This window comes from Metabacillus mesotrionivorans (assembly GCF_052171315.1).
Lineage (GTDB): Bacteria > Bacillota > Bacilli > Bacillales > Bacillaceae > Bacillus_P.
In genome coordinates, this window is the sequence record NZ_JBQMFF010000005.1 from 92,473 (window position 1) to 104,669 (window position 12,197).

Consider the following 12,197-nt stretch of genomic DNA (forward strand, 5'->3'; position numbering starts at 1 on the left):
CTTTGGAGCTAAGACTCCAAAGCGTTTTGTTATTACTCTGCTGTTTCTTCAAACAGTCTTGAAATTTCCACAATCACGTTAACCGACTTGATCATGTTTTCAACGGAGATAAACTCAAATTTCCCGTGGAAGTTCTCTCCGCCGGTAAAGATATTCGGTGTAGGAAGTCCCATGTAGGAAAGCTGGGAACCATCCGTTCCTCCGCGGATCGGCTCAACGACAGGCTGGATGTCCAGGTTCTCCATAGCTTTGTATGCAATGTCAACAATGTGTTTGACCGGCTCTATCTTTTCTCTCATGTTGTAATACTGATCGTTCATATCGAGCAGGATGCGGTCGCTTCCGTATTTCTCTTTCAGTTTGGCAACGGCGTCTGCCATCGTTTGTTTTTTCTGCAGGAAGGCCTCCTTGTCAAAATCCCGTATAATATAGCTCAGTTTTGTCTGCTCCACATCTCCGCTGAAAGATAGAAGGTGGAAGAACCCCTCGTATCCCTCAGTCAGCTCAGGCGCTTCCGCGGCTGGCAACAAGCTTTGCAGCTCCATGCCGATTTTGATGGAGTTGACCATTTTACCTTTGGCCGTTCCAGGGTGAATGTTTGTGCCTTTAATGGTAATTTGTGCACCGGCTGCACTGAAGCTTTCATACTGAAGCTCTCCAAGAGGACCGCCATCCACTGTATAAGCGTACTTGGCGTCAAAAGCCGCAACATCGAACTTGTGGGGGCCGCGGCCAATTTCTTCATCAGGTGTAAAAGCGACTCTGATCCGGCCGTGCTTGATATCCGGGTTTTTCACCAGGTAATCCATAGCTGTCATGATCTCGGCGATGCCTGCTTTGTTGTCTGCCCCGAGAAGAGTCGTGCCGTCAGTCGTAATCAGAGTGTGTCCCTGATAGTTTGCAAGATTCGGAAAATCCTTCGGAGACAGGGCAACTTCATCGTTTAGCGCAATGTCCCCTCCCTCATAGTTTTCGTGAATCTGAGGGTTCACATTTTTTCCTGTGAAATCAGTGGCTGTATCTGTGTGCGCCAGAAATCCGATTGTCGGAACCTGCTTGTCTGTATTGGCCGGAAGCGTCGCCATCACATAGCCGAACTCGTCCATCGCGGCATCTTCCAGTCCAATTGCTTTCAGTTCTTCCACAAGTTTTTTCCCGAGTGTAAGCTGTCCTTCCGTTGACGGGCAGGATTCATTGCTTTCGTTTGATTGTGTGTCGATTTTTACATAGGATGTAAAACGTTCAATGATCTCTTGTTTCATGAGTGGTCACTCTCCTCTTAATTGTTCCAAAACCCTCTGGGCATGAAGCCCTTCTTGAAAGTCTGCAAGATTTGCCTTTTCGCCTTTGAGCGCTTTTGTGAGCTCCAAAACAAGCGAGCCGGCAAGACTTTCGTCTGCTTCAATTGGCAGCACCTTCTCCCCAAGCTTTCCGCCTTCGAGATCAGCCCAGTTGAGCAGGGAAAGTGTTCCCTCTGTTCCGTAGGCAGTGAAGCGGATTTCTTCGTCTCCGGCAATCCCGCTCAGTCCATCGAGTATGACCGGTGTGCCATCTTCAAGTTCTAGCCGGGCAAGGATGCCGATTTCGCATGAGTTTGGATCTTCGGGGTATTGAACGGACTTGTCCATAACGGTAACAGGTCCGAAGATCCTTTGAATTTGATGAATGTAATGAACCCCGACTTCAAGCACAAACCCTCCCTGCTCTTTGCCCGCAACCCATTCATTTTGCTGCCACGGACGCGGCCATGCAGGGAAATGCATCTTCAGCTCAATGCGTCTGAGCTTTCCGATATAGCCTTCTTTTATAAGCGATGCGAAGGTGCTGCTGCCTGCACTGTACAGCAGAGGGAAATTCATGGCGTGAACGATGCCTTTTTCCTCAGCCAGTGCTGCCAGACTTTCTGCTTCCTCAACCGAGTTTGCCAGCGGCTTTTCACATAGTACATGTTTTCCGGCAAGCATCACATCTGCTGCAATCCGGTGATGGAATTTCGGCGGAACGGCGATGTAGACAAGGTCAATATCTGCTTCCTTCAAAAGAAGAACATGGTCAGTAAATGACAGAATATCTCCTGTTTTTTCTAATGTTTCACGTGTAACGTCAGGATTCCGGTCGCAAATTGCAGAAATCCTGATTTCCGGATGGTTTATAAAGCTGCTCAATACGCGTTGTCCGATGGCTCCCAAGCCGATAATGGCTGCCTGTATCATATCCTGTCCCCTTTGCTGATTACTGATAATTAATTATATTAAGAAAAATAGGGTCCAGTAAAGCTTGAAGCAATCTTCATCTTTTGGGTAAGGTAAGAGAGACAGACGGATGGAGGGAAGAAATATGGAATTTGAACCGGTAGAATCATCGTTTTTCCTGATGCCGACACTGCAGCTTGCAGAGGAGCTGCTGGGAAAAATTCTCGTAAAAGAAAGCGCTGAAGGAACAGCTGCCGGCATGATCGTTGAAACGGAAGCCTATATCGGTCCGGGAGACCGGGCAGCCCACAGCTTTGGCGGACGACGGACGGCAAGAACGGAAGTCATGTTTGGACATGCCGGACATGCCTACACCTACGTTATGCATACCCATTGCCTCGTGAACGTAGTAAGCGGGGAGATGGATGCTCCTGAAGCCGTGCTGATCCGGGCAGTTGAGCCGGTCACCGGAGAAGAGCTGATGAGAAAAAGACGCCCTGCAGCTAAAAAAGACCACGACATGACAAACGGACCCGGCAAGCTGACAAAAGCACTTGGCATCACAATAGCGGATTACGGCCGCCCGCTGTGGGAAAGTCCATTATACATAGCAAGCGGCATTAGCCCTGGCAGCATATCGGCGGGTCCCCGCATCGGCATTGACAACAGCGGAGAGGCAGTGGGGTATCCATGGAGATTCTGGGTGAGCGGAAATCCTTTTGTATCAGGGACGAAAAAGAATAATCAGAGCTGAAAGGCCCTTTTGCAGGGGCTTTTTTAAATGGAAAGCTTTTTAGAGCTTTCAATCCAGTGGACTGAAGCGGAAGGCACTTGACTCCTGCGGGATGAAGAGGGCACTGAAGATCCCGCAAGCGCAGCGAGGAAGCTTCAGGCACTCCCCGCGGAAAGCAAGTGACTGGAGTGCAAGGGAACAGGTGCAATTTGAGATTTATATTCAGCATAAAAACAGCCTGCCATTAAAAAGAGAAGAGATTGGGAACACGTCTTCTTTAGTTTGAAAAGTTTCTCATCCCTGCGGTAATCCTGGAGCGGAAAGGAACGTGTAGAGCAGAAACCGGACTACTTTATACAAAACAGCAAGATTCTTAAGAAATTCTTAATCATTACAACGACTGCCTATTAAGAATTTCCAATTACACTATAGTTATTCACCCGGTTTAGCTATACTTTTGAAAGGAGCGTGAGAAAAAATGACAAATTACAACGTACTGGTCGTAGATGATGAAAAAGAAATCCGCGATGCGATAGAAATCTACCTTAAAAATGAAAACATAACCGTCATCAAGGCGAAAGACGGCGTCGAAGCCCTTGAAAAACTGAACGAGCACCAGATTCATCTTATCTTGCTGGACATCATGATGCCCCGGCTTGACGGCATTTCCACAACCTTTAAAATCCGTGAGAAAAAGAACATACCGATCATCATTTTAAGTGCAAAAAGCGAAGATACCGATAAAATTCTCGGCCTGCAGGTCGGAGCGGATGATTATGTGACAAAGCCGTTCAACCCGATGGAGCTGATTGCGAGAGTCAAATCCCAGCTGCGCCGCTTTGTGACACTCGGCACTTATGAAGGTGCACAGAAGACCGTTGATTTGAACGGACTGACCCTTGATCAATCAGCTAAAGAAGTCACTGTAAACGGCGAGAACGTCAAGCTGACCCGCATTGAATACAGCATTGTCGAGCTGCTGATGCTGAATGCGGGGCGCGTGTTCTCCATTAATGAAATTTATGAGCGCGTATGGAATGAGCCGGGCTACAACGCCGAAAAAACGGTTGCTGTCCATATCCGCAAAATCAGGGAGAAGATTGAGATTGATCCTAAAAATCCTAGATATTTAAAGGTGGTATGGGGAATTGGGTACAAAATGGAAAAATAGTATGGCATTCATTCTGGTAATGATGGTGCTGACCTACGGAATCAGCGGTGTGTTTTCCGCTATAGGAAACGGAGACAGATACTTATTCAAGAACTATTTTCAATCTGTTGAATATCAGGAACGGGTAAACTACTTTGCGAATCTTTTAAGCTTATATGAACTGAACGGTCTGACAAAAGAAGAAGCAAAAAAGAACGTCACCGTTTCTGCGGAAGAAATCGATGAACACCGCTACAGATACGGAAGTTTAAGCGAGCAGATGATGAATATTGAAGGACAGTATGATGCGGATATTTCAGCCGCCAAGGAAAACGGCAACACCGAGGTGGAAAAAGTCCTGACGGAAGAAAAGAATAAAAAGATTGCGGATATCACCATGAATTTCAAAGATGATGAGCATGTCAGGGAAAAGATTCTGGCGGAAAAACAGAAAGAAATTGACCGGTTTTTTGAAGAAATCTATAAAGATCCTAAACCGGAATTTGAAGCAACTAAAAAGGAATTTTTCTATTATTTAAAAAGTATAGATTCAGAAGAGATTTACACGAACCTGCCATTATCCGCCAAGGATGATCCAAAAGCATTCTTAACTAAAAAAGACATGTATCATGTTGAGAACTATTCGGGAGCGAGAGGATATATTTATTCGACTGATGGTTTCAACTATTTCGGCAGCGGAGAAGTAATGAATTTATTTGACGGCCTGCAGGAGAAAAAATTTACCGGCCAGATTGCCCTGCCTAAAAACGCACCGTCAGACAGTGTAACCATGATTGAACTTCGTGATTTTCAAAAATCACAGACGATCTACTATGCACACTCTATAAGCGGAGTGCTGGCACTGATGATCAGTGTCCTCCTTTTAAAGAGACGCCGTCTGTTTGATCCGATTCTGAAAAGCGTCTGGTCTGACAGGTATAACCGCTTGCCGCTGGATGTCAGATTTTTGCTTGCCGGAATTGCGCTTATCGGGAGCTTAATTTCCCTGTTTGGAGTAATCGACTACTATCCGTTCCGCTATGGATACGAATGGCTCTATTCCTTTATCTTTCTGGTTTTAGGAGCATGCTTCATCTCTGCTTTGATCATTCAATCCTTCCTTCTTGTCCACCAAGTTAGAATCGAAGGAAATCTGAAAAAAGAATGGAAAACGACTCTTCTTTACAGGATGTCAAAAGCGATTGCAGATGCTTTTCTCATTCAAAAAGTTGGAATTCAGCTGGTTATTCTGCTTGGCATTGTATTTGGGTTTGGTATCGGCGTCGTTGCCGTTCTTTATGAGCCTGCCTTTGTGCTCATTTACGTTCCTGCTTTCATCCTGATCGGCATTCCGGCTGTCCTGTTTATGTTTAAGCGGATCGGCTATTTTAATCAGATTGTTGCAAACTCAAATGAGATTATGCTCGGTAACCTGGAAACAGACCTGCCTGTAAAAGGGAAGTCGGCGCTCGCTGCACTTGCGTCAAATATGAATGCTTTAAAGCACGGCGTGAAAACATCGCAGCAAAAGCAGGTGAAAAGCGAGCGTCTGAAAACGGAGCTGATTACTAATGTAAGCCATGATCTCAGAACACCGCTCACTTCGATTATCAGCTACACCGATCTTTTGAAAAATCCTGCTTTAACCGAGGATGAAAGAGCCTCCTATATAGAAATCATTGACCGCAAGTCCCAACGCCTGAAGATTTTGATTGAGGACTTATTTGAAGCTTCAAAGATGGCAAGCGGCAGCATCGAGCTCATCAAGCAGAAGGTGGACGTTTCCCAGTTGCTTCAGCAGGCGCTTGCAGAGTACAACGAAGCGATCGGTGAATCAGGGCTGCATTTTCGGGTAACGTATCCGGATGAACCGGTTTATGCGGTAGTCGATGGGCAGAAGATGTGGAGAGTATTTGAAAATCTGATTGGAAATATTCTGAAATACTCTATGGAAAACACGCGCGTTTATATTACCATGAAGCAGTCAGGCAGCCAGGCGGTCATCTCTTTTAAGAATGTGACGAAATACGAACTGAGCGAGAATACCGATGAATTGTTTGAACGGTTTAAGCGCGGAGATTCATCACGTCATACAGAAGGATCGGGCCTGGGCCTGACGATTGCCAAATCAATTGTCGATTTGCATGGAGGCCAGCTTGAAATTGATGTTGATGGCGATCTTTTCAAGGTAACAATGATTTTGGACGCGGTTTAGCACGAAAATCTGCTCAGTTGGGCCGCAGAGATACATTTACTTGAAAAATCCCCTTCTTACTTGAAAAAGAACCAGTATTACATGAAAAACAAGGCATATTACTTGAAGTGCATACAGATTTACTTGAAATTTTCCAAATAACTTCCAAAAAACAGCCGGTCTCAAGTGAGACCGGCTGTTTTCATATTTATTCTACATCTTCTTCCGGTCGAGCCCAGACGGATACACTCTGGCCATTCACAGGGAATACCGCAAAGCCGTCGTCTTCAATGGTAATGTGCTCTTCGCGCGTGCCGGTCATGTCGACCCAAACCTCGCCCGCATGGTGTTCACCGACGCACATGCGTTTTTCGCCGTCATCTCCGTTTGAAATGACGACCGCACAGCCGGAACGCTCAAATTCATCTACACCGCGTCTGACCCAGCCGATGGTGTTCGGATGATCGAAGTAATCCTCCTGCTCGCCGTAGGCTCTTGTCTGCCTTACGTAAAGGAGCGGATCAATGGCTTCCCGTTTGCCGTCTATAGGGTTATCGCCGTCTATTCCGTAGTAATCGCCGTAAAATACGCACGGGTAACCGTGCTCACGCAGCAGAATCAGCGCGTAGGCACTCTGTTTGAACCAGTCCTCCACCCATGACTCGAGTGCTTCATCCGGCTGTGAATCATGATTATCAACAAATGTGACCGCATGCTCCGGGTGTGATCCTACAAGCGTATCCTCAAAGATTGTTGAAAGGTCAAAATCCTTCCCTGACTTTGAAGCTTCATGCAGCTTGTAATGAAGAGACACATCAAAAAGACTCATATTGTAATTGATTTTATCAAGGAAATCCTGGCATGCTTTTAAGTCTGATTTCCAGAACTCCCCGACAAAAAAGAAGTCATCGCCGCGGTCTTCATACAATTCCTCTGCGAACCGGTGAACAAATTCATGGTTGATGTGCTTAATTGCATCGAGTCTGTAGCCGTTGCAGTTCAGTGTATCCGCCAGCCACTTGCCCCAAGAGATCATCTCATCCTGTACGGCCTGATTGTCATAATCAAGGTTTGCAAACATCAGATAGTCATAGTTTCCAAACTCGCTGTCGACATTGTCATTCCAGTCTTTGTTGTCGCCGACGATTTTGAATACACCGATTTTATCATTCTTTGCATCATAATCTGTCCCGTTGAAGTGCTCGAAGTTCCACTCGAAATCAGAATATTTTCCTTTTCTTCCAGGGAAGGTGAATTTCGTCCAGCCTTCAATATTTTTAGGCTTAGACAGTTCCTCGGTCCGGTTTTCCCTGTCCACTTCAATGGCTTTAAACAGCTCGGTCTCATCAGCACCGGCTTTGTGGTTCATGACGAGGTCTACATATACATTAATGCCGACATTATGGCACGCTTCAATGGCGGCGATCAGTTCTTTTTTCAGGCCGTATTTTGTACGGACGCTGCCCTTTTGATTAAACTCGCCGAGGTCATACAGATCATAGACGCCGTATCCGACATCATCCCCGGACTGCCCCTTTGTTACAGGCGGAATCCATACCGAGTCAATGCCCCTATCCTTCAGCTCAGGCGCAAGCTCTTTCAGTCTGTTCCAATGCGTTCCGGTCGGTCTGACATGCCATTCAAAAAACTGCATCATCGTGTGATTCTGTTCCATCCCAAATTCCCCTTTTCTTGTGTTGTATCTGTTATCCTACTTTCTACCCTATATTTTTGAAAATGAAGCAGAATTTTTCAAAAAGAATATGCTCCGTTGGGGGAGCTGCGATTAAGCGCTTCCGTAAATGCTTTTCAAGGTTGCGTATGCAAAAGAAAACTTTATAATAAGAAATATTAAAATTTTCAGTATTCAGGAGGATGTCTATGGAACCAGCTACATCATCAGTAGAAAACAGAAAGAACCGCGGCATCTTTAACCGGATGCTGGACGGAGTGGAAAAAGCAGGGAACAAGCTTCCCGATCCGGTCACCTTGTTTATTTTGTTTGCGGTGATTGTCATTCTCGCCTCACATCTTGCAGCTGTACTGGGTGTAAAGGCAGTGAATCCTGCCACGAAGGAAACGGTTGAGGCTGTCAGTCTTCTTACCAAGGAAGGCTTCCAGAAAATCATGACGAATATGGTGAAAAATTTCGCGGAATTCCCGCCGCTTGGTCTTGTGCTCGTGACCATGATTGGGGTTGGGCTTGCAGAAGGTGTCGGACTGATTTCAGCTCTTCTCCGAAAGCTCGTTCTCGGAGCGCCAAAGGGGATTATTACGTTTTCAATCGTATTTGCAGGTCTTCTTGCCAATATGGCAGGGGATGCAGGATTTATCATGCTGCCTCCGATCGCTGCGCTAGTGTTCATGAGTGTCGGCAGGCATCCGATAGCTGGTATGGTCGTTGCCTATGCCTCTGTCGCGGGAGGATTCAGTGCAAATTTAATTGTGAATATGCTTGATGCCCTCCTTGCAGGCTTCACACAGTCTGCCGCAGAGATTGTAGACCCTGACTTTCAGACAAATCCTGCGATGAACTGGTACTTCCTCGCGGGTTCGTGTGTGTTTTTTGTGCCGCTCGCCATCTGGGTCACAGAAAAAATTGTTGAACCGCGGCTGCCTGAATATAAGGGGCCCCGCATGCCGATGGACAAGCTGTCCCCTGAGGAAGCGAAAGGGCTCCGCTATGCGGGTGCTGCGACACTTATTTTCCTGCTGCTTGTTGCCGTCACCATCGTTCCTGAAAACGGCTGGCTGAGAGGAGAAAACGGTGCGGTCATTATATCACCGTTTATGAATTCCCTTGTTCCGATCATCATGGGTCTCTTCCTGTTCCCGGCTCTTGCCTATGGAATAGCCACGAAATCCATCCAGTCGGATAAGGACATTGCACAGGAAATCGCCAAATCGCTCGGCACAATGGGCATGTACATGGCGATTGCCTTTTTCGCGGCCCAGTTTATTGCCTATTTCAACTGGAGCAACCTCGGAATCATCATGGCCATATCGGGAGCTGATGTTCTTAAAGGCCTCGGACTTACCGGACTGCCGCTGCTGATTGGATTTATTCTCTTTTGCGGAACGCTGAACCTGTTTATCGCTAGTGCTTCAGCTAAATGGGCAATCGTCGGACCTGTCTTTGTTCCGATGTTCATGCTTCTTGGATATGACCCCGCCTTTACACAAGTGGCCTACCGGATCGGGGACAGCATCACAAACCCGATCACGCCGATGTTTGCCTACTTTGCCATCCTTCTTGCAGGTGCCAAAAAGTTTGATAAAAACATGGGTCTCGGATCCCTTATCTCCGTGATGCTTCCGTACACGATCTTTTTCGGTATTGCATGGATCCTGTTCTTTATCGCCTGGTACTACCTCGGCATTCCGCTCGGGCCGGGTGCTGATATCTTTTTAAAATAAACAATAGGAGCTGAGCGCATGTTTTCAAAAGAACGACTGCTGAAGGAACTGGATCAGACCCCTTATTATGAAGGAATTGATCCTCTGGAGCTTGCAGAAAAACTGTCAGCCCTTTTTGAAATAGGAAAAACGCCAGAGGGCGGTGTCACAAGATTTCCTTATACAGATGAAGAAAACAAAGCAAAGGCGCTGTTTCGATCCTGGATGGAGGAAGCGGACCTTGAGGTTAGGGAGGATGCTGTGGGCAACCTGTTCGGCACCCTTCGCGGAACATCGCCTGAGCTTCCCGTTGTGATGACAGGCTCTCACCTCGACAGCGTGCCGAACGGAGGTGCGTTTGACGGTCCGCTCGGCTGCCTGAGCAGCCTGCTTGCCATGAAGGCCATTGCAAAAAACGGCAGACTTAAGCGCTCCATTGAACTCGCGGTTTTTGTGGATGAAGAAGGAGCCAGGTTTAAAAATGGCATATTCGGCAGCAGGACGATGATGGGAGAAGCAGGCCCTGAGGATTACAAAACCTTTCACGATGAACAGGGTCACTCTTTATATGATGAAATGATCCGGAACGGCCATCAGCCTGAAAGGATAGCAGGGGACGTCAGAAATCCTAAACAAATCTATGCCTTCCTTGAGCTTCACATCGAGCAGGGAAAACGGCTTGAATCAGAAGGGAAGGACATCGGCGTTGTAAGCGGCATTGCCGGTCCTTCCTGGACATCCTTCACGTTTATCGGCGAAACGGACCACGCAGGGAACACGCCGATGGAGTTCCGGAAAGATACAGTAGCCGCAGCAGCCGAATTCATTCTGGCTGTTGAAAAAATCCCTCGCAGATTCAGCGAAACGGCTGTTGCGACAGTCGGCAAACTGAACGTTTTTCCAAACGGCACGAACGTGATTTCCGGCCGGACAGAAGCAGTGGCAGATGTAAGGGATATCGACCGTGAGGCCCGGGATGCTGTGATACAATCAATGAAGGAAGCCGCACAGACCATTGCAGAATCCCGCGGTTTGACAGTTGAAATCAGAGACGGCATTTCCATTGCGCCGGTCATTGTCCCGGATGACATTCAGGACATCATCCGGCAAGCGGCAGAAAAAAGCGGCCTTTCTACGCTCTCACTGCCGAGCGGTGCAGGGCATGATGCAATGACACTTGGAAAATACGTTCCGTCCGGTATGATTTTTGTGCCGAGCCAAAACGGAAAAAGCCACTCTCCTGAAGAGTGGACCTCTCTGCCGGACTGTATAAAAGGGGTGCAGACAGTAAAAGAATCCCTTTTACAGCTTGCAGATAAATAGGAGGAGAAAACGTGCTTGTACAAAGGGGACAAAAAGCGGATGTCACGAAAGGAAAACAGATTGACCGTCTGACGGTCAGGCTGGGCTTTCGATCAGCAAATCCGGACATGGAAATTGACGGAGCAGCTTTTCTGCTGGGGGAAAACGGCACATGCGGACAAGATGAGGATTTTATTTTTTACGGACAGCAGCTCAGCCGAAACGGAGCAGTGGAGCACTCTGCAGGAAGCGGAGGAAGTCAGGAAGAAGTGAAAATCTCCCTCTCCTCCCTCCCAGATGATGTCCGGAAAATCGCGTTTACACTGACCATTCACGAGGGGGCTGAACGCGGCCATCATTTCAAGGATGTGAGCGGCATCTATCTTCAGGTTGCAGACGCCTCCGGTGCCGAGCTTATCCGATTTGAATGCGGAGAGGAGCTTTCGCTTGAAACGGCCATTGTGGCAGGTGAGCTTTATGCTCATAACGGAGAGTGGAAATTCAGCGCCATTGGCAGCGGCTTTCACAATGGCCTGGAAGGATTGTGCGCAAACTTCGGCATTGAGGTAAAAGACGAGCCGCAGGAAGAAGCAGCAGCCGCCATAGAGGAACCGCCTGCTAAAGAGCCCGAACCCGTCCAGCCCCTTAAGATCAATCTTGAAAAAAAGCAGACCGTTTCCATCAAAAAATCAGCCAGAGTCACAACTGTCCTCAAATGGGACAGCAAAAAAGACCTTGACCTCTACTGCTTTTACGTCTTGAAAAACGGTGAGTCCGGAAAAGTCTACTATAAGGAACTCGGCAAGGCGAACCAGGCACCTTTCATCACGCTTGACGGCGATTCAAAACTGGCGGGCAGCGAAACGATTATCATTCATAAACCTGAAGAGCTGCGCTACGCCCTTTTTGCCGCATACAGCGCCATCTCAAACGGCTTCGGCAGCTTCAAATCCATGAAAGCGCGGGCAGTCGTCGACAACCACCAGGGCCAGGTCGTCACAGCCCCTCTCTTTCGCAAAAACTGGTTCTCCTACTGGGTCGCCATTGCCCACCTGGACTTCACGGATCCTGCCAGCATGAGCGTCAGCCACGTTGAAACCTATTCAAAAAGCGGATCCGAACGGTCCCCCATGCTTTATGCGGACGGCACCTTCAAAATGGACGAAGGCCCGATCGAATTCAAACGAAACTAAAGAAGAAAGTCCCATCCCGCATTTTAGGAACAATGCG

Annotated in this window: 9 protein-coding genes; 6 read left to right on the forward strand and 3 right to left on the reverse strand. The window is 47.6% G+C overall.

Features of this window, described 5'->3' with window-relative positions; all coding sequences use genetic code 11:
* Positions 1-32: 32 nt before the first annotated feature.
* Positions 33-1,262 (reverse strand): peptidase T, encoded by a 1,230-nt coding sequence (gene pepT / locus ACTSEZ_RS14705; RefSeq protein ID WP_369734940.1) that lies wholly within the window; start codon positions 1,260-1,262, stop codon positions 33-35.
* A gap of 6 nt (positions 1,263-1,268) precedes the next feature.
* Positions 1,269-2,213, reverse strand: coding sequence for a Gfo/Idh/MocA family protein (locus ACTSEZ_RS14710; RefSeq protein WP_369734941.1), 945 nt, complete (start codon positions 2,211-2,213; stop codon positions 1,269-1,271).
* Between the two features lie 124 nt (positions 2,214-2,337).
* On the opposite strand from ACTSEZ_RS14710, the gene ACTSEZ_RS14715 reads away from it, so the two are divergent.
* From ACTSEZ_RS14715 to ACTSEZ_RS14725, 3 genes are all read left to right on the forward strand, one after another.
* A complete protein-coding gene (locus tag ACTSEZ_RS14715) occupies positions 2,338-2,946 on the forward strand; it encodes a DNA-3-methyladenine glycosylase (protein ID WP_369734943.1) in 609 nt (202 codons plus the stop codon).
* A 457-nt stretch (positions 2,947-3,403) separates the two neighbouring features.
* Positions 3,404-4,096, forward strand: a complete 693-nt coding sequence (locus ACTSEZ_RS14720) for a response regulator transcription factor (protein WP_282033599.1) — start codon at positions 3,404-3,406, stop codon at positions 4,094-4,096.
* Entirely contained in the window at positions 4,074-6,290 is a 2,217-nt protein-coding gene (locus ACTSEZ_RS14725; RefSeq protein ID WP_369734944.1) for a sensor histidine kinase, read from the forward strand. The genes ACTSEZ_RS14720 and ACTSEZ_RS14725 overlap by 23 nt, the downstream gene beginning before the upstream one ends.
* 187 nt (positions 6,291-6,477) lie before the next feature.
* On the opposite strand, the gene ACTSEZ_RS14730 is transcribed toward ACTSEZ_RS14725, so the two are convergent.
* Positions 6,478-7,944, reverse strand: coding sequence for an alpha-amylase (locus ACTSEZ_RS14730; protein ID WP_369734945.1), 1,467 nt, complete (start codon positions 7,942-7,944; stop codon positions 6,478-6,480).
* A gap of 206 nt (positions 7,945-8,150) precedes the next feature.
* On the opposite strand from ACTSEZ_RS14730, the gene ACTSEZ_RS14735 reads away from it, so the two are divergent.
* From ACTSEZ_RS14735 to ACTSEZ_RS14745, 3 genes are read left to right on the forward strand one after another with little or no spacing between them, the layout of a single operon-like run.
* Positions 8,151-9,686 (forward strand): AbgT family transporter, encoded by a 1,536-nt coding sequence (locus tag ACTSEZ_RS14735; RefSeq protein ID WP_369734946.1) that lies wholly within the window; start codon positions 8,151-8,153, stop codon positions 9,684-9,686.
* A gap of 18 nt (positions 9,687-9,704) precedes the next feature.
* A complete protein-coding gene (locus ACTSEZ_RS14740) occupies positions 9,705-10,988 on the forward strand; it encodes a Zn-dependent hydrolase (protein ID WP_369734947.1) in 1,284 nt (427 codons plus the stop codon).
* A gap of 11 nt (positions 10,989-10,999) precedes the next feature.
* Complete coding sequence (locus ACTSEZ_RS14745; protein WP_369734948.1) at positions 11,000-12,160, forward strand: TerD domain-containing protein; 1,161 nt, start codon at positions 11,000-11,002, stop codon at positions 12,158-12,160.
* Positions 12,161-12,197: the final 37 nt, after the last annotated feature.